Source organism: Nocardioides psychrotolerans (genome assembly GCF_900113685.1).
In the GTDB taxonomy this organism is placed as follows: Bacteria; Actinomycetota; Actinomycetes; order Propionibacteriales; family Nocardioidaceae; genus Nocardioides; species Nocardioides psychrotolerans.
In genome coordinates this window covers 309,347-333,666 of record NZ_FOQG01000002.1, presented here as the reverse complement: position 1 = coordinate 333,666, position 24,320 = coordinate 309,347, and the positions used below count along the sequence as shown (strand labels likewise).

The 24,320-nt window shown below is 71.5% G+C and carries 24 protein-coding genes; 7 read left to right on the top strand and 17 right to left on the bottom strand.

The annotated features are described in order from the left end of the window. Positions 1 to 71 precede the first annotated feature (71 nt). The 4 genes from BM204_RS03765 to BM204_RS03750 are packed head-to-tail and all read left to right on the top strand — an operon-like array spanning position 72 to position 4,194. Positions 72 to 845 (top strand): DeoR/GlpR family DNA-binding transcription regulator, encoded by a 774-nt coding sequence (locus BM204_RS03765; protein WP_246165871.1) that lies wholly within the window; start codon positions 72 to 74, stop codon positions 843 to 845. Then, positions 842 to 1,807: a 1-phosphofructokinase family hexose kinase gene (locus tag BM204_RS03760; protein WP_091110497.1), complete on the top strand. Its 966-nt coding sequence runs from the start codon at positions 842 to 844 to the stop codon at positions 1,805 to 1,807. Before BM204_RS03765 ends, BM204_RS03760 begins: the two co-directional genes overlap by 4 nt. Continuing rightward, positions 1,804 to 3,891 carry a PTS fructose transporter subunit IIABC gene (locus tag BM204_RS03755; protein ID WP_091110495.1) on the top strand — a complete coding sequence of 696 codons (2,088 nt, stop codon included), beginning with the start codon at positions 1,804 to 1,806 and terminating at the stop codon, positions 3,889 to 3,891. Before BM204_RS03760 ends, BM204_RS03755 begins: the two co-directional genes overlap by 4 nt. Positions 3,892 to 3,936: 45 nt before the next feature. Next, complete coding sequence (locus tag BM204_RS03750) at positions 3,937 to 4,194, top strand: HPr family phosphocarrier protein (protein ID WP_091110494.1); 258 nt, start codon at positions 3,937 to 3,939, stop codon at positions 4,192 to 4,194. Positions 4,195 to 4,221: 27 nt separating this feature from the next. On the opposite strand, the gene BM204_RS03745 is transcribed toward BM204_RS03750, so the two are convergent. From BM204_RS03745 to rimP, 8 genes are all read right to left on the bottom strand, one after another. Further along, positions 4,222 to 5,229, bottom strand: a complete 1,008-nt coding sequence (locus BM204_RS03745) for a hypothetical protein (RefSeq protein ID WP_091110492.1) — start codon at positions 5,227 to 5,229, stop codon at positions 4,222 to 4,224. 1 nt (position 5,230) lies between these two features. Further along, the gene (locus BM204_RS03740; RefSeq protein ID WP_091110490.1) at positions 5,231 to 6,166 is read right to left on the bottom strand and encodes a bifunctional riboflavin kinase/FAD synthetase; all 936 of its coding nucleotides are present in this window, start codon (positions 6,164 to 6,166) and stop codon (positions 5,231 to 5,233) included. 41 nt (positions 6,167 to 6,207) lie between these two features. Further along, positions 6,208 to 7,074, bottom strand: a complete 867-nt coding sequence (truB, locus tag BM204_RS03735) for a tRNA pseudouridine(55) synthase TruB (protein ID WP_091110489.1) — start codon at positions 7,072 to 7,074, stop codon at positions 6,208 to 6,210. Continuing rightward, on the bottom strand, positions 7,071 to 7,562 hold the full coding sequence (gene rbfA / locus BM204_RS03730; protein ID WP_091110487.1) for a 30S ribosome-binding factor RbfA: 492 nt from the start codon (positions 7,560 to 7,562) through the stop codon (positions 7,071 to 7,073). Before rbfA ends, truB begins: the two co-directional genes overlap by 4 nt. An 80-nt stretch (positions 7,563 to 7,642) precedes the next feature. Then, positions 7,643 to 10,435: a translation initiation factor IF-2 gene (infB, locus tag BM204_RS03725; RefSeq protein ID WP_218153741.1), complete on the bottom strand. Its 2,793-nt coding sequence runs from the start codon at positions 10,433 to 10,435 to the stop codon at positions 7,643 to 7,645. Between the two features lie 128 nt (positions 10,436 to 10,563). Next, entirely contained in the window at positions 10,564 to 10,818 is a 255-nt protein-coding gene (locus BM204_RS03720; protein WP_091110484.1) for a YlxR family protein, read from the bottom strand. A gap of 155 nt (positions 10,819 to 10,973) precedes the next feature. Continuing rightward, positions 10,974 to 11,966 (bottom strand): transcription termination factor NusA, encoded by a 993-nt coding sequence (gene nusA / locus BM204_RS03715; RefSeq protein ID WP_091110482.1) that lies wholly within the window; start codon positions 11,964 to 11,966, stop codon positions 10,974 to 10,976. Next, the gene (gene rimP / locus BM204_RS03710; RefSeq protein WP_091110481.1) at positions 11,966 to 12,481 is read right to left on the bottom strand and encodes a ribosome maturation factor RimP; all 516 of its coding nucleotides are present in this window, start codon (positions 12,479 to 12,481) and stop codon (positions 11,966 to 11,968) included. The genes nusA and rimP overlap by 1 nt, the downstream gene beginning before the upstream one ends. Before the next feature lie 126 nt (positions 12,482 to 12,607). Here rimP and BM204_RS03705 point away from each other — a divergent pair, with 126 nt between their 5' ends. Together BM204_RS03705 and BM204_RS03700 are read left to right on the top strand one after the other, a co-directional pair. Beyond that, positions 12,608 to 13,126 carry a hypothetical protein gene (locus BM204_RS03705; RefSeq protein ID WP_091110479.1) on the top strand — a complete coding sequence of 173 codons (519 nt, stop codon included), beginning with the start codon at positions 12,608 to 12,610 and terminating at the stop codon, positions 13,124 to 13,126. After that, positions 13,123 to 13,557 (top strand): ferritin-like domain-containing protein, encoded by a 435-nt coding sequence (locus BM204_RS03700; RefSeq protein ID WP_091110478.1) that lies wholly within the window; start codon positions 13,123 to 13,125, stop codon positions 13,555 to 13,557. Before BM204_RS03705 ends, BM204_RS03700 begins: the two co-directional genes overlap by 4 nt. A gap of 164 nt (positions 13,558 to 13,721) precedes the next feature. Here the strand turns inward: BM204_RS03700 and BM204_RS03695 are convergent, their stop codons facing one another. From BM204_RS03695 to BM204_RS03685, 3 genes are all read right to left on the bottom strand, one after another. Then, a complete protein-coding gene (locus BM204_RS03695) occupies positions 13,722 to 14,648 on the bottom strand; it encodes a zinc metalloprotease (RefSeq protein WP_091110476.1) in 927 nt (308 codons plus the stop codon). A 135-nt stretch (positions 14,649 to 14,783) separates the two neighbouring features. Continuing rightward, positions 14,784 to 15,479 carry an HAD family hydrolase gene (locus BM204_RS03690; RefSeq protein WP_091110475.1) on the bottom strand — a complete coding sequence of 232 codons (696 nt, stop codon included), beginning with the start codon at positions 15,477 to 15,479 and terminating at the stop codon, positions 14,784 to 14,786. A gap of 10 nt (positions 15,480 to 15,489) precedes the next feature. Continuing rightward, positions 15,490 to 17,547 (bottom strand): S9 family peptidase, encoded by a 2,058-nt coding sequence (locus tag BM204_RS03685; protein WP_091110474.1) that lies wholly within the window; start codon positions 17,545 to 17,547, stop codon positions 15,490 to 15,492. Positions 17,548 to 17,580: 33 nt separating this feature from the next. Between BM204_RS03685 and BM204_RS03680 the strand changes: the two genes are divergently transcribed. Beyond that, positions 17,581 to 18,279, top strand: coding sequence for a DUF8091 domain-containing protein (locus tag BM204_RS03680; protein WP_143099647.1), 699 nt, complete (start codon positions 17,581 to 17,583; stop codon positions 18,277 to 18,279). 23 nt (positions 18,280 to 18,302) lie between these two features. Here the strand turns inward: BM204_RS03680 and BM204_RS03675 are convergent, their stop codons facing one another. The 6 genes from BM204_RS03675 to BM204_RS03650 all read right to left on the bottom strand — a co-directional run bounded on the left by BM204_RS03675 (position 18,303) and on the right by BM204_RS03650 (position 24,142). Next, a complete protein-coding gene (locus tag BM204_RS03675) occupies positions 18,303 to 20,075 on the bottom strand; it encodes a proline--tRNA ligase (RefSeq protein WP_091110470.1) in 1,773 nt (590 codons plus the stop codon). A 60-nt stretch (positions 20,076 to 20,135) separates the two neighbouring features. Beyond that, entirely contained in the window at positions 20,136 to 20,501 is a 366-nt protein-coding gene (locus tag BM204_RS03670) for a DoxX family protein (protein ID WP_218031135.1), read from the bottom strand. Positions 20,502 to 20,536: 35 nt separating this feature from the next. After that, complete coding sequence (locus BM204_RS03665; RefSeq protein WP_091110468.1) at positions 20,537 to 21,382, bottom strand: GNAT family N-acetyltransferase; 846 nt, start codon at positions 21,380 to 21,382, stop codon at positions 20,537 to 20,539. 9 nt (positions 21,383 to 21,391) lie between these two features. After that, positions 21,392 to 21,643, bottom strand: a complete 252-nt coding sequence (locus tag BM204_RS03660) for a hypothetical protein (protein WP_143099646.1) — start codon at positions 21,641 to 21,643, stop codon at positions 21,392 to 21,394. 310 nt (positions 21,644 to 21,953) lie between these two features. Beyond that, positions 21,954 to 23,105 (bottom strand): flavodoxin-dependent (E)-4-hydroxy-3-methylbut-2-enyl-diphosphate synthase, encoded by a 1,152-nt coding sequence (gene ispG / locus BM204_RS03655; protein WP_091110464.1) that lies wholly within the window; start codon positions 23,103 to 23,105, stop codon positions 21,954 to 21,956. Positions 23,106 to 23,200: 95 nt separating this feature from the next. After that, complete coding sequence (locus BM204_RS03650) at positions 23,201 to 24,142, bottom strand: DUF559 domain-containing protein (protein ID WP_091110463.1); 942 nt, start codon at positions 24,140 to 24,142, stop codon at positions 23,201 to 23,203. Positions 24,143 to 24,320: the final 178 nt, after the last annotated feature.

The following is a 24,320-nucleotide window of genomic DNA, read 5'->3' as shown; positions in this document are numbered from 1 at the left end:
CACCCCCTTGACAGTCAACAGATTCGGGCGTAAAACAACATATACAAAGAAAGTGATGGAGGCCATAGCCCATGAGCATGTATGCCGAGGAACGCCAGCAGGCGATCGCCCAGCTCGTCACCGCCCGCGGCCGCCTCTCGGTCAACGCGCTGGCCGAGGAGTACGACGTCACCACCGAGACCGTACGCCGTGACCTCACCGCGCTGGAACGCCTCGGTCTGGTCCACCGCGTCCACGGCGGCGCAGTGCCCGCCGGAGCCCTGGCCTCCATCGAGGCCGGCCTCGTCGAGCGGGAGTCCGCCAACACCGAGGCGAAGGGCCGCATCGCCCGTGCCGCCGTCGACCTGCTGCCCGCCGCGGGCGGCACCGTCCTCTTCGACGCCGGGTCGACCACGGTCCGGATCGCCGCCGCGCTCCCCCGCGACCACCGCCTGGTGGCCGTGACCCACTCGGTGTCGGTCGCCTCACGGCTGATGACCTTCCCCCAGGTCGAGCTGCACCTGCTCCCGGGTCGGGTCCGCGCCACCACCCAGGCAGCAGTCGGACCCGACACGATCGCCGCCCTCCACGACCTGCGCGCGGACCTGCTCTTCCTCGGCACCAACGGCATCACCGCCGGCTACGGCCTGACCACGCCGGACCGGGACGAGGCCGCCACCAAGCGGGCGCTGGTCGCCGCGTCGCGGCGCGTGGTGCTGGTCGCCGACTCGAGCAAGATCGGGCCCGAGCTCGCCGTCCGCTTCGCGACGCTCGCAGACGTCGACACCCTCGTCACCGACGACGCCATCTCCGACGACGACCTGCGCGACCTGCGCGAGGCCGGCGTCGAGGTCGTCGTCGCATGATCGTCACCCTCACCCCCAACCCGAGCATCGACCGCACGGTGACGCTCGCCGGCCGCCTGGCCCGCGGCTCCGTCCAGCGCGCCGACTCCATGACCTCCCAAGCGGGCGGCAAGGGCGTCAACATCTCGCGCGCCGCGGTCAGCGCCGACGTGCCCACCCTCGCGGTGCTGGCAGCGGCCGAGGACGACCCGTTCGTCCTCGAGCTCACCGCCGCCCACATCCCGAGCCTGGCGGTCGCCCCGGCCGGGCCGGTGCGCGTCAACATCACGATCAGCGAGCCCGACGGCACCACCACCAAGCTCAACAGCCCCGGACCGGTCGTCACGGCCGACGACCTCGCGGTCCTGGCCGACGCGGTGGCCCGACGCGCCGTCGAGGCCGACTGGGTGGTGCTGGCCGGCTCCCTGCCGCCGGGCGCGCCCGACGAGTGGTACGCCGACCTGGTCGCCACCCTGCGTGGTCTCGGCGCCCGCGTGGCCATCGACACGAGCGACGCTCCGCTGCGGGCGCTGGTCGACCGCCTCGCCCAGGGTGCGCCCCACCTGATGAAGCCCAACAGCGAGGAGCTGGCCTCCTTCACCGGCGCCGATCCCGTCTCCCTCGAGGCCGACCCGGAGGCCGCGGCCCAGGCTGCCCGCCAGCTCGTCACGTCCGGCGTCGACGAGGTCCTCGTGACGCTCGGCCCGCACGGCGCGGTGCTCGTCAACGCCGAGGGCGCCTGGCACGCCGACCCGCCGCCCACGACCGTCGTCAGCACCGTGGGTGCCGGCGACTCCAGCCTCTTCGGCTACCTCCTGGGGGACCTGCGCCAGCAGGACCCAGCCCACCGCCTTGCCCTCGCCGTCGCCTACGGCAGTGCAGCAGCCGGCTTGCCCGGCACCACCATCCCTCGACCCTCACAGGTCCGCGCCGATCTGGTGCAGGTCCGCGAGGTCAACCTCACCCTAGGAGGGTGTCAGTGAACGCCTTGATCACGACCGACCTGGTCCGGCTCGACGCCGACCTGGGCTCCGAGAAGCACGAGGTGATCCGCGCGCTCGCCGGTGTGGTCGCCCAGGCCGACCGCACGACCGACGTGGAGGCGCTGGTCGCCGATGCGTTCGCCCGCGAGGCCACGTCCCCCACCGGGCTCAAGAACGGCATCGCCATCCCCCACTGCCGCACGACCGGCGTGGACGTGCCGACCCTGGCCTTCGCCCGGCTGGCGCCCCCGGTCGACTTCGGCGCCAAGGACGGCCCCGCCGACCTGGTGTTCCTGATCGTGGCTCCCGAGGGCGGCGACAACACCCACCTCCAGATCCTCACCAAGCTCGCCCGGGCCCTGGTGCAGGCCGAGTTCACCGACGGCCTCCGGGCCGCGGAGAGCCCGGAGGAGGCCGTCGAGCTGGTGACGCGCGTCGTCGACGCGCCCGCCAGGCCGAAAGCCGCTCCTGCCGCCGCTGCTGCTGCCGCCGCGACCTCCACCACCGCCGAGACCGCGCCCGAGGCGCCCACCGCGGGTCGCCGTCGTTCGCTGGTCGCCGTCACGGCGTGCCCGACCGGCATCGCCCACACCTACATGGCAGCGGAGGCCCTCGAAGCCGCCGCCGGGCGCGCGGGCGTCGACATCGAGGTCGAGACCCAGGGCTCGGCGGGGTCCACGCCGCTCGCCCCCGGCACCATCGCCGCCGCCGACGCGGTGATCTTCGCGGTCGACGTGGGGGTCCGCGACCGCGGCCGCTTCGCCGGCAAGCCGCTCGTCTCCTCGGGCGTCAAGCGCCCGATCGACGACGGCGACGCGATGATCGCCGAGGCGCTGCGCTACGCCGACGACCCGGGCGCCCCACGCGTCGAGGGCAGCGTCACCGCTGGCGAGGGTGGCGGCGTGGCCAACGAGAGCTGGGGTGGCCGCACCCGCCGAGTGCTGATGACCGGTGTCTCCTACATGATCCCGTTCGTCGCTGCCGGTGGTCTGCTGATCGCGCTGGGCTTCCTGCTCGGCGGCTACGAGATCGTCGGCCCCTACGGCGAGATCGCGGTCAACAACACCGTCTTCGACCTCCCCGACCCGCAGGCGCTGGGCCTCGACCACGCGCTGTTCGGTTCGGGCCTGATGGCCTACTTCGGGGCACTGTTCTTCATCATCGGCAAGACGGCCTTCGCCCTCTTCATCCCGGCTTTCGCCGGCTACATCGCCTACGCGATCGCCGACCGCCCCGGCATCGCGCCCGGCTTCGTCATGGGCGGCCTGGCTGCCAACCTCTTCGGGGTCGCCTCCGCCGACGGCGCCGCACTTCCCGCGACCGGCTTCCTCGGAGCCATCGCCGGCGGTGTCCTCGCCGGCGTCATCGCCCACTGGATCGCGAGCTGGAAGGTCCCGAACTGGGCGCGCGGTCTCATGCCCGTCCTGGTGATCCCGTTGCTCACCTCCATCATCGCCGGGCTCCTGATGATCGTCGTCCTGGGCAAGCCCATCAGCTGGGTCATGGAGCGGCTCAACGACGGCCTCAACTCGATGACGGGCAGCAGCGCGATCCTCCTCGGCGTGATCCTCGGCCTGATGATGGCCTTCGACATGGGTGGCCCCCTGAACAAGGTCGCCTACAGCTTCGCCGCCGTCGGGGTCGGTGGCGCCTCCCTCGCGGCGGACGCACCGGAGCTGAAGATCATGGCCGCGGTCATGCTCGCCGGAATGGTGCCGCCCATCGCCCTGGCGTTGGCCACCGTCGTCCGCCCCGGGCTCTTCAACGTCGCCGAGCGCGAGAACGGCAAGGCCGGCTGGCTCCTCGGCGCCTCCTTCATCACCGAGGGCGCCATCCCGTTCGCGGCGGCCGACCCCCTGCGCGTCATTCCGTCGATCATGCTCGGCAGCGCCGTGACCGGAGGTCTCTCCCAGGCCTTCGACGTGAGCGTCCGCGCACCCCACGGCGGCATCTTCGTCCTGTTCGCGGTCGACGGTGTCCTGGGCTTCCTGATCGCCCTGCTGGCCGGCGTGCTCGTCGGCGCGGCCGCGGTCATCGCCCTGAAGTCCATCGGTTCGCCGAAGGTCGCCCCCGCTACGGCCTGAGGACCCGGCACGACCCACTGTCCAGCCCACCACCGAAGGAGCACCATGCCCACCAAGTCCGTCGTCGTCGGCTCCGCCGTCGGCCTCCACGCCCGGCCCGCCGCGATCATCTCCGAGGCGGCCGACGAGCTCGGCTCGGAGGTCCTCATCGGGATCCCCGGTGACGAGGCCGTCGACGCCAGCTCGGCGCTGCTGATCATGACACTGGGCGCCGGTCCCGGTGACACCGTCGAGGTGTCGGGCGACGTCGAGGCCGACGTCGACGCGATCGTCGCGCTCGTCGAGAAGGACCTCGACGCCTGAGCTGGGTGTCGGTGACGAGCCGGCGGCTCAGTCGTCGGCGACGGGCCGTCGGGCACGCAGCGCGAGATAGACCGCGCGCACGCCGACGGCCCGTTGCATCTCCCGCAGCACGCTGCCGAAGAACTGCTCACGGTAGGTCTCGTCGGTCACGGTCGAGACCGTCAGGTAGAGCGCGGAGAACGCCGCCAGGAACACCGAGACCTGGGCCAGCTCCGCCGAGACGTTGTCCAGACCCGGCACGTTGTGCCCCGGCCCACCGGTCCAGTTCTCCACGACGTCCGGCTGCATCGTCATGGCACCGAAGATCATGAAGAACGCGAAGACGGTGACGGCGAGGAGCAGCACCTGTGTGGCCTGGATGACCAGGAGCACGAGCACCAGGTTCCACCGCTCGTAGCCGGCGACCTCGGCGTAGGACGCGGGGTCCTCGTCGGGATCCTCCACCAGCTCGCGGGCGACCTGCTCCAGCGGGGTGCCCCGGGTCGAGCGCAGCAGCTGGTCCTCGTCGACGTCGTCGTCCGTGCGGTCGACCTCCTCCGGCAGCCGCACCAGCAGGAAGGCACCAGCGAGGGTGCCGAAGAGCAGCGCGACCAGCCACAGCTCACCCCCGTCCAGCCGGGCGGCCACCTCCCACACCTCCGCGTTGATGAAGAGGAACGTCACGAAGACCAGCAGCAACGGCAGGGCGCGAGTCATCATCGGCAGCAGCGTCCGCAGGCTGCCGAAGGTCCGGGTCAGCGCCCACGTGACGATCGGCAGGGCCTCCAACGCCGTCAGGGCGTAGGAGGTCGCAGCGACCGCGAACACGGTCCACAGCGTCGCCGGCAGGAAGCTCGCCTCGTCCGCGAGCAGCGAGAGGGTGATCGCGACAGCGGCCGCCCCCAGCAGGGCGACGGCCAGGAGTGGCAGCACCCGACGAGGCTGGAGCGCTGAGCGGACCGAGGCCCGCTTCTCCGGCACGAAGTAGGTCAGCCCGTGCGTGAGGAACCACGCGTCGGTCTCGGCGACCACGTCATCATCGCGACTGATCGACACCTCAGGCGCCCAGGATCTCGCGGGCGCGGCGTACGTCGTCTGCCATCTGCACCAGCAGCGCATCGACGGAGTCGAAGGCCGTCATGCCACGCAGCCGGTCCACGAAGGACACCTCGACCTCCACGCCGTAGAGCTCGAGGTCGGTGCGGTCGAGGACATAGCTCTCGATGCGGCGGTAGCGCTGGCCGTCGAAGGTCGGGTTGGTGCCGACGCTGATCGCCGCCGGGAGATCCTCGCCGGTGTCGAGCCGACGCAGACGACCTGCGTAGACGCCGTCAGCCGGGGCAGCCGTCAGCCCGTCGGTGGGGACGTTGGCCGTCGGGTAGCCGAGCTCGCGCCCGCGCTGGTCGCCCTTCACGACGGTGCCGCGCACGGCATAGGGGTGCCCGAGCGCCTCGGCGGCGCCCGCGACGTCGCCGGCCGCCAGACAGGTGCGCACGTAGGTGGACGACCAGACCATCGGGCCACCGTCCAGGGCGATGCCCTCGGCGACGAAGTCATGCTCGCGACCCTGCTCGACCAGCGTCTGCATGTCTCCGGCGGCGCGGCGGCCGAAGCGGAAGTTGGCTCCGACCACGACGGTCGACGCGTGAAGCGCGTCGACGAGGACGCGGGTCACGAACTCGGTGGGCGACCAGGCGGCGACCGAGGTGTCGAACGGGAGGGCCAGAACGGCGTCGACCCCGGTGTCGCCGAGCAGCTCGGCGCGGCGCTCGATGGTGGTCAGCATGGTGGGCGCGTGCTCGGGCCGCAGCACAGCCATCGGGTGCGGGTCGAACGTCACCGCCACGAGCTGGAGCCCGCGGTCGTCCGCCAGCTCACGGGCGCGGGACAGCACCCGCCGGTGTCCGAGGTGGACGCCGTCGAAGTTGCCGATCACGACCGCAGTGCGGCCGAGACCGCCGGGGATGTCGTCGAGGGAGCGCCAGATCTGCACGTGCAGACCCTACTGGCGACCGGACCCGCGACCGGCCGCGGTCAGACGAAGACCGCCGTGGCGCGGGCCTGGCCGTCGCGCGGCTCGTAGAGCGCGAGGAACTCCCCCGCCGGGTCGAAGACCGCCGTCAGGCCGTCCAGCTCGAGGTCCATGGCCCGTCCGACCCGCACGTCGGCGGCCTGCGCCTCATCCAGGTCGACGCTGGTGAACGTCTCGCGCGCGGCCTCGGCGATGGGCAGCAGCGCGGGGTGCTCGGCCAGCTCCTCGAGGGTGCTGGCAGAGGCGAGGTCGAACGACCCGACCGCCGTACGACGAAGCGCGGTCAGGTGCCCACCGACACCGAGAACCCGCCCCAGGTCGCGAGCCACGGCCCGGACGTAGGTGCCGCTGGTGCAGCGCATCGACACGTCGAGGTCGAGGTGCTCATCACCCAGGCGCACGTCGTGCACGACGATCTCGTGGATGGTGACCGGTCGCGCCTTGAGCTCGACCTCCTCGCCGTTCCGCACGCGCTCGTAGGCCCGCTTGCCGTCCACCTTGATGGCCGACACCTGCGTGGGCACCTGCTCGATGTCGCCGACGAACTGCGCCAGTGCCGCGCGCACCGTCGCCTCGTCGAGCCCGGCCGTCGGCGCGGTGGCCGTGACCTCGCCCTCGGCGTCGTCAGTGGTCGTCGAGACGCCCAGGCGCATCGTGGCGTCGTAGCCCTTGTCGGTGAGCATCAGGTGCCCCAGCAGCCGGGTGGCGCGGTTGACGCCGAGCACCAGGACGCCGGTGGCCATCGGGTCGAGCGTCCCGGCGTGACCGATCTTGCGCGTGCCCAGGATCTTGCGGGTCTTGGCCACCACCGCGTGCGAGGTCATGCCTGCGGGCTTGTCGACGACGACGATCCCGGCCTGCGTGGTCACCGGTCCGTGTCGCCGCCGTCGTCGCCGTCGCCGACCGCGGCGTCGCCGTCCTCGACCGCGGCGTCGCCGTCCTCGCGAGGCTTCTTGTAGGGATCGTCCTCACCGGCGAAGGCGGCGCCCGCGCGCACCGCGGCGACGGCCTCGTCCTGTGCCCTCGCCCGGGCGAGCACCTCGTCGAGCGCGCGCGCCTCCTCGGGCAGAGCGTCGTGCACGAAGGTCAGCGTGGGTGCCGTGCGGGTGCCGAGCTGCTTGGCGACCTCGGAGCGCAGGATGCCCTTGGCCGACTCGAGAGCCACGGCCGTGCTCGCCATCTCCTCGTCGCCGCCCAGCACGGTGTAGAAGATCGTGGCCTGCTGGCCGTCGCCGGTGAGCCGGACGTCGGTCAGGGTCACGAACCCCAGACGGGGATCCTTGATCCGTCGCTCGAGCATCTCGGCGACCACCACCTGGATCCGGTCGGCGATCTTGCGCACGCGTGGGCTGGTCATGCTTCCTACTCTCTCAAATGCCGAGTCGGCGCAAGGTGACAGCAGGGGCCGTCACATTGCGCCGACTCGAACGGGGTCGATCAGGAGCGAGCGATCTCGCGCATCTCGAAGGCCTCCACGACATCGCCTTCCTTGATGTCCTGGAAGTTCTTGACGACCAGACCGCACTCGAAGCCCTCGCGGACCTCGGAGGCGTCGTCCTTCTCCCGCTTGAGCGAGCCGAGGTCGAGGTTGTCGGCCACGACCTTGCTGTCGCGCAGGATGCGGACCTTGGCGTTGCGGCGGATGACACCCGAGGTGACCATGCAGCCCGCGATGTTGCCGAGCTTGGAGGAGCGGAAGATCGCACGGATCTCCGCCTGACCCAGGGTCGACTCCTCGTAGACCGGCTTGAGCATGCCCTTGAGGGCCGCCTCGATCTCCTCGATCGCGTTGTAGATGACCGAGTAGTAGCGGATCTCGACGCCTTCCTTGTCCGCCATCTGGCCCGCCTTGCCCTGAGGCCGGACGTTGAAGCCGATGATGATGGCGTCGGAGGCGGCAGCGAGGTCGACGTTGGTCTCGGTGATCGCACCGACACCGCGGTCGATGACCCGGAGGCTGACCTCGTCGCCGACGTCGATCTGCGCGAGGGCGTCCTCGAGAGCCTCGACCGAGCCGGACACGTCGCCCTTGAGGATGAGGTTGAGCTCCTGGCTCTCGCCCTTCTCCATGGAGGCCATGAAGTCCTCGAGCGTACGACGGACCCGACGCTTGGCCTGCATGGCGGCACGCTCGCGCGCCTCACGCTTCTCGGCGATCTGGCGGGCCATGCGGTCGTCCTCGACCACGATGAAGTTCTGGCCTGCGCCAGGCACCGCGGTGAGACCGAGGACCATCGCGGGACGCGACGGGTCGGCCACCTCGATGTTGTCGCCGTGCTCGTCGAGCATGGCGCGCACGCGGCCGTAGCCGGCGCCCGCCACGATCGAGTCGCCGACGCGCAGCGTGCCGCGCTGGACGAGGACCGTCGCGACCGGGCCGCGGCCACGGTCGAGGTGTGCCTCGACGACCAGACCCTGGGCGTCCTGGTGGGGGTTGGCCCGCAGGTCCAGGGACGCGTCAGCGGTGAGGACGACCGCCTCGAGCAGCTTGTCGAGGTTGAGCTCGGACTTGGCCGAGACGTCGACGAACATCGCGTCGCCGCCGTACTCCTCGGGGATCAGGCCGTATTCGGTCAGCTGGCCGCGGACCTTGGTCGGGTCGGCGTCGGGCTTGTCGATCTTGTTGACCGCCACCACGATCGGCACACCGGCGGCACGGGCGTGGTTGAGCGCCTCCACCGTCTGCGGCATGACGCCGTCGTCGGCCGCCACCACGAGGATCGCGATGTCGGTCGCCTGGGCACCACGGGCACGCATGGCGGTGAACGCCTCGTGACCGGGGGTGTCGATCAGGGTGATCCGACGCTCGTTGCCGTCGACCTCGGTGGAGACCTGGTAGGCACCGATGTGCTGCGTGATGCCACCGGCCTCCTTGCCGGCCACGTTGGCGTTGCGCAGTGCGTCGAGGAGCTTGGTCTTTCCGTGGTCGACGTGACCCATGACCGTGACGACCGGCGGACGGATGACGAGATCGCTCTCGTCGCCCTCGTCGGTGCCGAACTCGAGGTCGAAGGACTCGAGCAGCTCGCGGTCCTCGTCCTCGGGCGAGACGACCTCGACGGTGTAGTTGAGCTCCTCACCGAGCAGCTGGAGCGTGCCGTCGTTGACCGACTCGGTCGCGGTGACCATCTCACCGAGGTGGAAGAGCATCTGCACGAGCTGGGCCGCGTCGACGCCGACCTTGTCGGCGAAGTCCGTCAGCGAGGCGCCACGGGCGAGACGCACGGTCTCGCCGTTGCCCTTGCGGACACGCATGCCGCCCAGGGTCGGAGCCTCCATGGCCTCGAACTCCTGGCGACGCGCACGCTTCGACTTGCGTCCACGGCGCGACGGTCCGCCGGGGCGACCGAAGGCACCCTGGGTCTGACCGCGCTGCCCGGGACGGTTGCCGCCACCGGGACGACCGCCACCGCTCGGGCCGAAGCCACCGGGACGACCACCGGGCGCACCTGCGCCAGCGGGGGCGCCGCGACCGGGCGCACCACCGGGGCCGCCACGACCGGCGGGGCCGGGACCGAAGGCGGAAGGGGACTTGGGCATCATCGCCGGGTTGGGGCGAGGCATGCCGGGACGACCCGGAGCGCCGCTGCCCTCACGGGCAGCAGCCGGACGGGGCGGACGGTTGTCGCCGGCCGCAGCAGCAGGGGCGTCGTCAGCAGGAGCCTCGCGCGGCGGGGCGGCGGGCTTGCGGCCCATGCCCTGGCTCGACGAGAAGGGGTTGTTGCCGGGGCGCGGGGCACCGGGGCGACCGACCGGACGGGGCGCCGGAGTGGGGGCCTTGGGGCGGGCGCTCGCACCGGCGCTGGCAGCAGCCGGCGCCTCGGGGGCGACCGGCGGTGCGGCGGGGGTAGCGGTCTCGACGACGGGGGCGGCGGGGGCGACGGGGTCGGTCGCGGGGACCTCCTCGACGACGGTCGCGGCCGGGACGGCGGGCTCCGGAGTCGGCTCGGGGGCCACCTCGTCGGGGGCGGCTGCCTTCTTGACCGGGCCGGGCTTGCGCGGGGCCGGCTTGGGGGGGGCAGCGGGCTTGTCCTCGACGGGTGCCGCGGCAGCAGGGGTGTCGGCCTTGAGCGACGCGCCTACCTCCTTGCGGAAACGCATCTCCGCAGGGAGCTCGACAGTAGAGCTCGCCGACTTGACGAACTCCCCCATCTCCTTGAACTTCTCGAGAACGAACTTGCTCTCGACGCCGAACTCTTTCGCAAGTTCGTGGACTCGGGTCTTAGCCACAATTCTCCTTCTGGCCCGACCCGCGTCCTGCGGTGGTGTGTCGGACCGTTAGTGGTGGTGTTGCAAACTCATCGGGAGTTACTCATCGAGTGCTCATGAGCTGCTGCTCCAGTTTCTGGTCGGTTTCGTCACTGTGGGTCTGTGCGTGAGCCGAGGTAGTCCGCCACCGGCACGGTGGACAACCCTCCCTCGTGCCGGAGGGCACGGGTGAAGGCTCTTCGCCGTACGGCGAGGTCGTAACACTCGGCGACGGGGTGCAGGTGCGCTCCCCGACCGGGTGCGGTGCCACCGGGGTCGGGCACGACGGCCGCGAGGCCATGCCTGTCCGAACCTGCTGTCACGCGCAACAACTCGCGCTTGGCGGCCCGCTTGCGGCACCCCACGCACGTGCGGACGGGATCCGTCGACGTGAGAGGAGCACTTGGGTTGACCACCACCGCGAACTCTATCCAACTCCGGCCACTTCACCGAACCGGGGCGACCCGGCTCCAGCACCGGGGTTGGTCCCAGGGAAGGTCACCGAGGCCCCCGCAGCCACTCAGCCCTCGGACGGCGCCGCTGTCGGCGCCTCGTCGTCGCCGTGGATGTCGATGCGCCACCCGGTGAGCCGGGCGGCGAGGCGTGCGTTCTGGCCTTCCTTTCCGATCGCCAGCGAGAGCTGGAAGTCGGGGACGACGACGCGCGCCGAGCGGGCGGCCAGGTCGACGATCTCGACCGAGTTGACCCGGGCCGGTGACAGGGCGTTGGCCACCATCCGCGCAGGGTCGTCTGACCAGTCCACGATGTCGATCTTCTCCCCGTGCAGCTCCGACATCACGTTGCGCACGCGCTGACCCATCGGGCCGATGCAAGCACCCTTGGGATTGACCCCACTGGCGTCGGTCTTGACCGCGATCTTCGTGCGGTGGCCGGCCTCGCGGGCGATGGCCATGATCTCCACGACACCGCTGGCGACCTCAGGGACCTCGAGCGCGAAGAGCTTCTTGACCAGGTTGGGGTGGGAGCGCGAGAGCGTGATCTGCGGGCCGCGCATGCCCTTGCGCACAGAGAGCACCAGGCACTTGATGCGGGTGCCGTGGGTGTAGTCCTCACCGGGCACGCGCTCGCCGACGGGCAGCAGCGCCTCGAGCTTGCCGAGGTCGACCATCACGTCGTCCTTGTTGCGACCCTGCTGGATGACGCCGGAGATGATGTCGCCCTCCTTGCCGGCAAACTCTCCGAAACGCACGTCGTCCTCGGCGTCGCGCAGCCGCTGCAGCATGATCTGCTTGGCAGTCGTCGCGGCGATCCGGCCGAAGCCGTCGGGGGTGTCCTCGAACTCGCCCACGACGTTGCCGTCGTCGTCGAGCTCGGCAGCCAGCACGGTCACGTGACCGGTCTTGCGGTCCAGGGTGACCCGCGCCTTCTCGTGGGAGCCGGGCGTGCGGAGGTAGGCGGTGTGGAGGGCCTGCTCGATCGCATCGACCAGCACGGAGAAGGAGATCTCCTTCTCTCGCTCCAGCATCCTCAGGATGCTCATGTCGATGTCCATCAGGCGTCGTCCTCCTCGTCGGTGTCGCCGGCGTCATCGACGGCGACGGGCTTGCGGTTGAACTCGATCTGCACGAGGGCCTTGGCGACCTCGGCGTAGAGCACGGGACGCTGCACACCTGCGACGTCGACGGTCGCGCCGTCGTCGGTCGAGGCCACGATCCGCCCCGTCCACGACGACCCGTCGATAGCGGTCACCTTGACCAGGCGGGCGACGTTGCGGCGCCAGTGGCGCGGCAGCGTGAGGGGCCTGTCGACGCCACGCGAGGTCACCTCGAGCGTGTAGGGCATCTCACCCATCACGTCGGAGGCCTCCAGCACCCCATCGATGGTGCGGGCAGCCTCGGCGACATCGTCCATCGTGACGCCACCGTCCTTGTCGACCGCGATGCGCAGCACGCGGCGCTTGCCGGCGGGGGTGATCTCGACGGCTTCGACGTCGAGACCGTGCACACCCAGGGGGTCGGCGATCTCTGCCTCGATGCGGACCTGCGTCTCGGTCTCCTTGGCGCTCATGATGCGCGACCTCCCTGTGCTGTTGTGGGTGCTGCCCTGCCAGTGCTGTGTGCCCAGCGCTGTGGTGCCTCCCCAACGATAGCGGCTCCCGGCTGCTCCGCCAGCACCCGGAGATAGGGTCTGGGCGTGACTGACCGGGCTGCCGCGACCACCCGCCGCACGGCGTTGGGCATGGCGCTGGGCAGTCTGGTCGCCGTCGCCGGGTGCGACGCGGTGAGCGATCTCTCACCGCGCGGCGACCCCTCATCCGCCACCACCGAAGCCGCCCCCACGCTGCCACCGGCCGACGCCGACGCCGACCTCGTCGATCGCGTGGTGCGCGACGTCGAGGCCACCATCGAGGCGGTGCCCCAGGGCCGCGGGCTCGACGCCCAGGTCGCCGACCTGCGCGACATGCACGCCGCCCACCGCGCAGCCCTGACCGGTGAGGACGGCCACCGCTTCGCGGCGGGCGTGAACCGGCTGCCCCGCCGGGAGGCGGTGCTGGAGATGTCGAAGCTCGAGCGCGCCCACCAGCAGCGACTCGAGGCAGCGGCGCTCGAGGCGCGCAGCGGCTCCCTGGCCGTCCTGCTGGCCCAGATGTCGGCTGCCGTCGCCCAGCGGCTGGCGCTCATGGCGCCGATGTCTCGCGAGGGGGCAGCGTGAGCGAGGTCCAGGCCCTGCAGACCACCCTGGCCGCGGAGCACGCGGTCGTCTACGTCCTCGGCGTGCTCGGCGGGCAGACGTCGCAGTCGGCGAACCCCGCTCTCTTCACGTCGCTCAGCGAGACCTACGCGACCCACCGGGGCCGCCGTGACCACCTGACCCGCGTCCTCACCGACCTGGGGGCCACCCCCGTGCCGAGCGAGCCGGCGTACGACGTGCCCTCCGACGTGGGCACGCCCGGCGCCGTGACCCGCCAGGCGCTGGCGCTGGAGCGCTCCTGCGCGTCGACATATGCGTTCCTCGTGGGGAGCACCACCGACGAGCTGCGGGCGTGGGCAGTGCGGGCGCTGCAAATGACAGCGGTCCGCGAGCTCGTCTTCCGGGGGACGCCCGAGATGTTCCCCGGAAAAGACGAGCAAGCGGACCGTTGAGGCCTGGGACAGAGGCCCGGTGGAGGGACCGCCTGGGTGGGATAGGCGTGGGTGTCTCTCCACGAGAAGCATGCAACAGCTTTGACCCCCGTGGCACCTCCTGCGCAGGACACATTCCTGCATTGCAAGAACCTGCAGAAATCGGCCGCCGGGGTTGTCCCGCGTCAGGCCCGGTAGGCCGCCCACATCTGCGCCGTGCGGGTGCTCTGTCCGGCGGAGAACTGGTCGTAGCAGGTGTCGTAGGAGTAGTCCATGTAGTTGTGGATCGGGTCGAGGCCCGGCAGCGTGCAGGAGTCGCGACCCTCGGGGCAGCCATTGGTCGGGCTGCCCTGCGCCGCAGTGTCGCTGACCTCGTCGTTGGTGGCCGTGCAGCCACCCTGGAACGTGTGGTAGAGCCCGAACCAGTGGCCCGCCTCGTGGGTGGCGGTCTCGCCGAGGTCGTAGTTGGCGGCCGTGCCACCGGGCAGCGAGGAGTACTGCACGCGGATGCCGTCGATGCCCGGGTTGCGGGCGTAGTCCCACGGGAAGGTGGCGACCCCGAGATAGCTGAAGTCCACCAGCCAGATGTTGAGTGCGTCGGCACCGCCCTGGCGGGTGGCCTTGCGGTACTTGGTGCTGGAGCCGTCCCGGTGCCAGGTGTCGTTGAAGAAGCGGTCGGTGCCGGCCAGGGTGAAGGTGAAGCCGGTGTCGGCAGCGGCAGCGGACTCACCACCGGCGAAGGTCGTGTTGAGGACCTGGACCTGCTGGGCGATCTGGGTGTCGGTGACATCGCCGGCACCGTTCTTGGCGGCCATGACGTGGACGTAGACCGGCACGATCGCCCCCGCGGCTGCGACCGCGGCGGGCAGCGGGGTGTCCTGGCGCGCGAGAAGCCGCTGGGTGCGGGCGGCGATCCGCTCCTGCTCGGCGGCGGAGATGTCGCGGTGGTCGGTCTCGCGGCCGCCGCGTGCGGCAGCGGACTCACCCGGCTCCACGCAGGTCGTGCCCCGGTCGGGTGAGGGGGTCAGGGCCGAGGCCCCGACGGTGGTGAGGGAGAGGGTCGCGGCGCTGAGGGTGCTCAGGGCCAGGAGACGCAGTCCGAGTGTGCGCATGGGGGGTCGTCCGTTTCGTTCGTGCGGCCGGCCGAGCGCCAGCGGCTCGCCGCTGACCCTCGCGCCTGGGGACCCCGGAGCGCTAGATCTTTGCGTTGCGAGAACCTGCGCTGCACGAACCTGCAGAAATGCACCTCACCAGCCGGAGACGATCCTGTGGACCTCCGCGAGGTCGTGGGCCACGGCGTCCGGCTCGCCCTCGGTGTGTCCCACCTGCGAGGTCGGGATCGCACTGTGCGGGATGTGGATCGCCCGGAGCCCGGCGTTGTGGGCGCCCCAGATGTCGTCGAAGAGCCGGTCCCCGACATAGACGCAGCGGCTCGGGTCGGTGACCCCCACGGCGTCCATCGCGGCCTGGAACGCCAGCGGTGACGGCTTGGTCCAGGGGATCTCGCTGGAGTAGACGTCGCCGTCGATCAGGTGGCGCACCCCGTCGCGCTCGAAGACCTGCTCGTGGAAGGCCCGGGGCCAGATCGTGTTGGACAGCACGCCGACCTTGAGCCCGTCTGCCCGAAGCGCCTCCCAGAGCGGGCCGACGGCCGGGTCGGTGGAGGTGTGGGGCTCCCAGAACTCGTAGTAGTGCCGCAGCAGCTCCGGGTCGTGGGCGAGCCCCGCCTCGGTGAAGAGGTCGGCCACCGTGGAGCTTTGCTGGTGGTCGCGCGAGCGGCCCCAGATGACGTCGCCGGCGGCATGCAGCCGCGACCGGGCTGCCTCGGTGTCGGAGTGGTCGACGACGGCCTGGGCCAGCGCCAGCGACTCCGCGTGGAAGTCGATGTCGTGCCAGCGGGTCAGCGTGCCGCCCCAGTCGAAGATCACCGCGTCGATCGCCATGCGCGAAACCCTAGCCAGAGCTGCCGACCGGCGTGCCGGCAGCCGAGCCGGCAGCAGGCGGCAGGTTCTCCACGTCGACAGGCGGGATGTCCCCGGCCGGGTCGAAGCCCCAGACCTGGCCGTAGAAGGACAGCTCCGACTCCAGCGCCCGCACCCGGTTGGCGACCTGGCGGAAGCCGTGGCCCTCCCCCTCGAACATCACCAGCGCGACCGGCAGCCCCCGCTCCCGCACGGCGGCGGCCATCGCCTCGGCCTGCACGGGCGGGACCACCCGGTCGTCGGTGCCCTGGAGCAAGATCAAGGGGGCCGTGAGCCGGGCGACGTCGCGCAGCGGCGAGCGCGCCTCGTAGACCTCACGCCCCGAGGGCCACGGCGCGACGAGCCCCCACGGATAGCGTGACTCGAACTTGTGCGTGTCGAGCACCAGAGCGGTGAGGTCACTGATCCCGAAGTGGCTGGCACCCGCGGTGAAGACGTCCGTGGTCGTCAGGGCCCGCAGGACCGTGAATCCGCCGGCACTGCCACCGGTGATCGCGACGCGGGCGCCGTCGACCCGGCCGGTGTCGACGAGGTGGCGCGCCCCGGTGGCCGCGTCGGCGACGTCCGCGACGCCCCAGGCGCCGTCGAGACGCCGCCGGTAGGCGCGTCCGTAGCCGGTGGACCCGGCGTAGTTGACGTCGAGCACGGCGAAGCCGCGGGAGGTCCAGAAGGCACGGTCGGCCGCGTGGGCCGGGATCGCCGCCGACGTCGGTCCCCCGTGCAGGGTCACGACCAACGGCGGCAGGGCACCCTCCGGCGCCGACACCGCGTCGTTGGCCGGTGGGTAGAGGAAGCCGTGCGCCGTGGCACCGTCGTCGCCGGTCCAGTCGACGGCCTCCGGCAGGCTCACCAGCCCGGGCTCAGGGGCCGCCCACTCGACTCCGCCGACCGCGGTCGTGGTGCCGTCGCGCAGGTCCACGGTGACGAGCTCGGCGGGTCGGTCGGCGAAGCAGGCCTGGCAGACCACCTGGTCCGGGCCGGTGGCCCGGACGTCGAGGACGAACGTCAGCGGGCTCGCCACCGTGCGTGACTCCCCCGTCGCCGGGTCGAGGACGGCGAGGTGGTGGCGCCCAGCCGAGGTGACGGTGGTGACGAGGCGCCCGTCGGCCAGCACGTCGTACGACGACTGGTCGGGCCGCCAGCGCGGCTGGCCGTGGTCGAGCTCGACGTCGTGCAGCGCGTGAGACACCGCCGGGCCGGCCACGCCCACCACCCGGTGCAACGACCACCCGGTGGCGTCGCTGAGGTAGGTCAGCCGTTGGTCGTCGAGCCACCGCGGCTGCTCGAGCGACTCCTCCTCGTTGCCCGCGACGAGCCGGACGTCGTGCAGGTCGCCGGCGTCGTCGAGGTCGCCGACCCACAGCCAGGTCCCGTCCCACGCCATCCGCGGGTGGTTCCACGTCAGCCATGCGAGCCGTCGCCCGTCGGGCGAGAGCACGTGGTCGGCCACGAAGTCGGGTGGCGAGCCGACGTCGGCGCCGAGCTCCTCGGGCGTGTCGGTGGGTCGGACCCGGCCGGCCACCAGCTCGACCCCTGGGTCGTCGGAGCCGTCGAGGTCCAGCCGCACCAGGGACGTGACGGGCTCGACGTCGGGGTCGCGCTGGTCCTCGCGCAGGCAGAACACCACCCGCCGCACGGGATCCACGCGGAAGCAGGAGAAGCGCAGCGCGCCGCCCACGTCGGGCGTGATCGGGCGCGGCGCCTCGCCCGGCACGACGCGCCACACCCGTTGGTCGCCGAACACCGTGTAGACGACCAGGTCGTCCACGGCACCGACCTCGCCGCCGCCGTACTCGTGGAAGCGGGTGCGGACGTCCTGTCCGGGCAGCGACACGTCCACGGTCACGCCGCCCTGCAGGCGGACCAGGGTGGTGCGGCCGTCGTCGGCGGGACGGGCCTCGAGCCAGAGCAGCGTGTCGCCGTCGACCCGCGGACCGGTGCGCCGGGTGGAGCTGGTGTGGACCCGACGGGCCGAGAGGGGCGAGGGCCAGGCACCGAAGGGCAGGGTCTCGCGTGGCGGGGTCTCCATCGCGCCACCCTAGATCTCTCTAGGCTCAGCGGCGTGCCAGGGATCGGGGAGCTCGCGGAGGGGCCGCTCCACGCAGCGGTGAAGCAGTGGCTCTCCCGGCCGGGCGATGCGTTCGAGGTGCCGATCGGGCGGTGGGTGGTCGACCTGGTGCGCGCCGACGGAGAGCTGGTCGAGATCCAGACCGGCGGCTTCGGACCGCTCGGGCCCAAGCTCGATGGCCTCCTCGACCAGCACCGGATGCGGATCGTGCACCCGGTCCCCGCCGTGAGGCGCATCGTGCGCGTCGACGCGGACGGTGTGATCCTCTCCGAGCGCCGCTCCCCCAAGAAGGCCGGTGTGCTGGAGGTGTTCGACAAGCTCGTCTCGTTCCCGTCACTGATCGGCCATCCGCACCTGGTGGTGGAGGTGCTGCTGTGCCGCGAGGACCACGTGCGCGCGCCCGCGCCGACCCGCAGCCGCTCGGGTCGGCGCACCCGTGACCCCGGGGTGCGCCACCTCGCCGAGGTCGTGGGGCGCCACGAGCTGCGCCAGCCCGCCGACGCCCTCGGGCTGCTGGGGGCGGACCTGCCGACCGAGCCGTTCTCGACCGCGGAGCTCGGTGCCCTCGTCGGGGCGCCGGTCGTCCTGGCACAGCGGGTCGCCTACTGCCTGCGGCTGATGGAGCTCATCGAGCCGGCCGGGCGGCGGGGACCCACCCCGCTGCACCGCCTGGTCGACCCGAGACGGCCCTGAGCCGGGCCGTCAGCCCGAAGCCGTCAGCTGCGGACCAGCGAGACCAGGTGGTCGACGACCTGGTCGGCGGCGACGTTCTCCTTCTCGCCGCTGCGGCGGTCCTTGAGCTCGACGGTGCCGGACTCGGCGAGGTCGCGACCCACGACGACGATCGTCGGGACACCGATCAGCTCGGCGTCCTTGAACTTCACGCCGGGGCTGACCTTGCCGGCCCGGTCGTCGTAGAGCACCTGGACGCCGGCGGCGTCGAGGTCGGAGGCGATCTTCTCGGCGGCTGCGAAGATCTCGGGCGCCTTGCCGGCGGCGATGATGTGCACGTCGGCCGGCGCGACCTCGCGCGGCCAGGCCAGGCCCAGCTCGTCGAGCGTGCCCTCGGCGATCGCGGCCACCGCACGAGTGACGCCGATGCCGTAGGAGCCCATCGTGACCGTGACCAGCTTGCCGTTCTCGTCGAGCACCTTCAGCTCGAGCGCCTCGGCGAACCAACGACCGAGCTGGAAGATGTGTCCCATCTCGATGCCGCGGGCGGACTCCAGGGCGCCCTCCTCACAGTTCGGGCAGGCGTCGCCGTCGCGCACGTCCGCGGCCTCGATGGTGCCGTCGGGCACGAAGTCGCGGCCCACGACCAGGTCGACGACGTGGCTGCCATCGATGTTCGCGCCGGTGACCCAGCGGGTGCCCTCGACCACGCGGGGGTCGACGAGGTAGCGGATCCCGGACTCACTCTTCTCACCGAGCGCGCCGGGGCCGATGTAGCCCTTCACCAGTGACGGGTGCATGGCGAACTCGGTCTCGCCGAACGGCTCGACCTCGGTGGGCTCGAGCTGGCCCTCGAGCCGCTTCTGGTCGACCTCACGGTCACCGGGGACGCCGATCGCGACGGGCTCGCGGGTGCCGTCGGGGTGCTTGAGCACGACAAGGACGTTCTTGAGGGTGTCGCCGGCGGCCCAGGGGCGGTCGTCGCGAGGGTACTTCTCGTTGAGGTGGTCCACGAGCGTTTGGATCGTGGGGGTGTCCGGCGTCTGCTCCGCGTGTGCGGCGGGCACGTCGTCGTACGCCGAGGGAGCGGGCGTGCGCACCTGCACGGCCTCGACGTTGGCGGCGTAGTCACAGGCCGTGCAGCGGACGTAGGTGTCCTCGCCGACGTCGGCCTTGGCGAGGAACTCCTCGGACTTCGAGCCGCCCATCGCCCCGGACGTCGCCTTGACGATCACGTAGTCGAAGCCGAGCCGGTCGAAGACCCTGATGTAGGCCGCGCGGTGGGCGGCGTACGAGCGGTCGAGGCCCTCGTCGGTGGTGTCGAAGGAGTAGGAGTCCTTCATGATGAACTCGCGGCCGCGCAGCACCCCGGCGCGGGGACGCGCCTCGTCGCGGTACTTCGTCTGGATCTGGTAGAGCCAGACCGGGAGGTCCTTGTAGGAGGCATACATGTCCTTGACCGCGAGGGTGAACATCTCCTCGTGGGTAGGACCCAACAGGTAGTCGCCGCCCTTGCGGTCCTGGAGCCGGAAGATGCCGTTGCCGTACGTCGTCCAGCGGTTGCTGGCCTCGTAGGGTTCGCGGGGCAAGAGTGCGGGGAACGACAGCTCCTGGGCGCCGATCCCGTTCATCTCCTCGCGGATGATCCCCTCGACCCGGCGCAGCACGCGCAGACCGAGCGGGAGCCACGAGTAGATGCCGGGAGCCGCGCGGCGGATGTAGCCCGCGCGCACGAGCAGCCGGTGGCTCGGGACCTCGGCGTCCGCGGGGTCGTCTCGCAGGGTCCGCACGAACAGGCTCGACATCCGCATCATCATGCGGGTCAGGCTACTGGCGGGTCGTCCCCCGCCGCGAACCAGTTGCCGCCCGGCCTCCGCTCACTCGCCGCGGGTGGCGCCGTACGCCGCCTTCAGCATCGGCCACTGCAGCGGAAGCCGGCCGATGGCGACGGCCTTGAAGCCGGTGTTGCGGGTCTTCGTCGAGTCGACGGCCATCTTGACGTTGGCGGGGTAGACGCCGAGCAGCAGCGCGATGCTGGCCCAGCCGGCCAGCTTGCGCGTCTGCGGCGCGACCAGCCCGGCGGCAAGGCCGAGCTCGGCAACGCCGCTGCCGAGGATGACCTCGCGGTGACGCGGGACCCAGCTCGGCATGATCTGCTCGTAGGCGTCGGGCTTGGCGAGGTGGATGGTGCCGCTGACGGCAAAGATGCCGGCCAGGACCTTGGTGCTTCGGGAGAGGCTCACGCCGGCGATCCTAGAGCGCCCCAAGGAGGACGTCGTCAGAACATGACGGTCGAGAAGCGAGTGGTCTCGCGGAAGCCGACCGCCTTGTAGACGCGCCGGGCCGCCTGGTTCCACTCGTTGACGTAGAGCGAGACATGGGGAGCGATCTCGGCCTGCACGTGCTCCACGACCGCGGCCATGCCGGCGATCGCCAGACCCTCGCCGCGACGGTCCGGCGGAACCCACACGCCCTGGATCTGGGCCGCGTAGCTCGTCGCGCAGGCCACCTCGGCCTTGAAGATCACGCGGCCGCCCTCGAAGCGGGCGAAGGACCAGCCCCTGCTCGTGAGCTGGGTGACGCGGGCGCGGTAGAGATCGGAGCTGCCGCCGAGCTCGGGCGAGACACCGACCTCCTCGGTGTACATCGCGACACACGCGGGGTAGAGCGCAGGCATGTCCTGCCGGGTCGTACGACGCACCAGGGGGTCCGACATCACCAGCGGTGGGCCGTCGATCACCAGGTGTGGCTGCAGCCAGCGGATCTCCCGCGGCCTGCCCCAGCTCTGCGACACGGAGTTCCACAGGACCTGCACGGCATCGTGCGGGCCGACGATCGTCGAGACGCTGCGGCTGCGCGTCATCGCCCGCTCGGCGAAGGCGCGCGCGTCGTCGGCGGTGGCCTGGATCGGCACCAGGTTCGCGCCGACGTGGCAGGCCGCCACCAGCTCCCCGTCCAGGAAGCGCCCCCACACCTCGCCGCCGAGCCAGCGTGGCTCCAGGCTCGTGGTGCGTGCCCGGTAGAGGGCGAACACGTTGACCACCGGGTCCTGCTGTGCGAGCGCCAAGAAGGCGTCGAGGTCGGAGGTCCCCAGGGCCCTGACGCCCTGGCGTGTGGTCTGCACGCGGCGACTCTACGGGTCGCGGGTGGCGGTGGGTGCTTGCTCTCCGGTGGAGGCGAGGCCGGCGTGCCGCAGCGGCGAGGTCCGGGCCACGACGACGGTCCACCCGAGCCCCCACGACAGCATCCGGCCGGCGGTGTCGACCCTCCCCAGCAGCGGCTCGGGCATCCCGACCCGGCGGTAGGACACGGAGTTGATGACGATCACCGTGGAGGCCACCGACCAGACCGCGAGCGCCAGGGCGGCCGCCCACCACACTGGCACGAGAGGCCGGCGGGGTCACCGGCACGTCCGGCCACAGCACGACGTGCAAGCCGAGGCGACCGGGCGACCGGGCGACCGTCCGCACCACCCAGTGAGACCTGCCAACCCGCCCGTCGTCCCGCCGCCGCCGCCGCCGGCGGGGTCGAAGGCATGCCCGGGCTCCTCCGTCTGGCGCAGTGTGGCGGATCCGATGCTGACCGTCGCTCGGATCAACCACAGTCCCTGAGCGGCCACGCCTCGACGCCTCTACGCCTCTCGGGCTCGACCGACGAGGGCGCACCGGGAGGAACCGAAGCGCGACGAGCCGGGCTCAGCTGACGCTGACCTGGGCGCCGCTGCCCTCGACGGCCTCCATGCCCTCGGCGATGCGCATGGCCTCCTCGATCAGGGTCTCGACGATCTGCGACTCGGGCACGGTCTTGATGACCTCGCCCCTGACGAAGATCTGGCCCTTGCCGTTGCCGGAGGCGACCCCGAGGTCGGCCTCGCGGGCCTCCCCGGGACCGTTGACGACGCAGCCCATGACGGCCACCCGCAGTGGGACGTCGAGCCCCTCGAGGCCGGCGGTGACCTGCTCGGCGAGCGTGTAGACGTCGACCTGGGCGCGACCACAGCTCGGGCAGGAGACGATCTCGAGCTTGCGCGGGCGCAGGTTGAGCGACTGGAGGATCTGGATGCCGACCTTGACCTCCTCGACCGGCGGGGCCGAGAGGGAGACGCGGATGGTGTCGCCGATGCCCTTGCTGAGCAGGGCGCCGAACGCGGTGGCCGACTTGATCGTGCCCTGGAAGGCAGGGCCGGCCTCGGTCACGCCGAGGTGGAGCGGCCAGTCGCCGGCCGCGGCGAGCAGCTCGTAGGCGCGGACCATGACGACGGGATCGTTGTGCTTGACCGAGATCTTGAAGTCGTGGAAGTCGTGCTCCTCGAAGAGCCCCGCCTCCCAGACGGCTGACTCGACGAGCGCCTCGGGGGTGGCCTTGCCGTACTTCTCCAACAGGCGCGGGTCGAGCGACCCGGCGTTGACGCCGATGCGGATCGAGGTGCCGCGGTCCTTGGCGGCCTGGGCAATCTGCTTGACCTGGTCGTCGAACTTGCGGATGTTGCCGGGGTTGACCCGGACCGCGGCGCAGCCGGCGTCGATCGCGGCGTAGACGTACTTCGGCTGGAAGTGGATGTCGGCGATGACCGGGATCTGCGAGTGCTGGGCGATCTCCGCGAGCGCCTCGGCGTCGTCCTGGCTGGGGCACGCGACGCGCACGATGTCGCAGCCGGTGGCGGTCAGCTCGGCGATCTGCTGGAGCGTGGCGTTGACGTCAGAGGTGAGCGTCGTGGTCATCGACTGCACCGACACCGGCGACTCGCTGCCGACCCCGACCTTGCCGACCTGGATCTGACGGGTCTTGCGGCGGGGCGCGAGCACGGGAGGCGGCGCCTCCGGCATTCCGAGGTTGATGGCGGTCATGCCTCCAGCGTACTGACCGGGGCGCCGGCGCGAGCTCGCGGACGTCATGCGAACCGTGGAGTCGCGTCCACGTTGCGTATGACGTCCTGGCGGCCTCAAGCAGCGGCTCGCTGCCAGCCACCCAGCCGGAGGCCCTCCTCGACCTGCGCGAAGAAGTCGTCCGGCTCGAGCCGCATCCCGAGCAGGGGCAACCGGAGGACCACGTCGCCGGCGAGGACGAAGGAGTTCTGTCGGAGCGCATCACCGACGACGTTCTCGGCCCAGGCGTGGTGGATCCCGTCGACCTCGACCACCAACCGGTGGTCGGGCCAGTAGAGGTCGAGGTAGTAGCGGTTCTTCGCGTCCCGGCGCAGCACCTGTCGCGACGGCGCAGGCAACCCCCGGCGTCGCAGCTCACGCACCACGTCGAGCTCTCCGAGCGCACGCGCACCGTCCAGCAGGTCGTTCACGACCGTATGCAGCAGTGACCTCCGCCGGTCACGCCGGATGCGAAGGAGCTCATGACCGATCTGCTCGGGTGAGGCCAGGCCCTGCTGCACCGCGATGGTCAGCAGGTAGGTCGCCTGGCGGTCGGTGGCAGCCCAGAGCGCGCCTCTCAGGGCCGCGACAGCAGGTGTGGTGCGGGGGATGCCGCTGGGCGCCAGGTCGCCGGCCGACCACCGGCGGGTCTGCCGGATGTCGTAGCCCTTCGTCCGCCGCACCCGGGCACCCCGGGGCACCGAGACCCGGACCCGTTCAACCGTGAACCGCTGCAGGCCGCCGGCGAGCAGGGCCGACGCCCCGTCTAGGCAGGCGCGCGGTCCACCTTGGAAGACCGCGGCCCACTGGTGCCCGACCTCCTCGACCGGCCCGTGGTGGAGGCAGACCGACTGGTCGCCCACCAGCTGCCACCGACGCGCCCGCGCCTCGCCGCTGACCTGCCACCGGGTGACACCCAGCGCGTAGAGCTGGGGCCGGGACACCACCTGGCCCTGCTGGGCACCCAGGGCACGGACGGCGACGAGGACGGGTGCGTCGTACGGCGTGGACTCCGACATGTGGCCGAGGCTGCGCCTCCCGCACCGGATCGGTGACCGGCACGTGGGTGCCCTGTGAAGAAGCTGGCTGCCCGGCCCGGTGTGGACGGTGGGTGGTCCTTCGGATCGGCAGCGGGGCGCCGGACGTCATACGGAGCGTGGAGGCGACTCCTCGGGACGTATGACGTTGCGCAGCAGC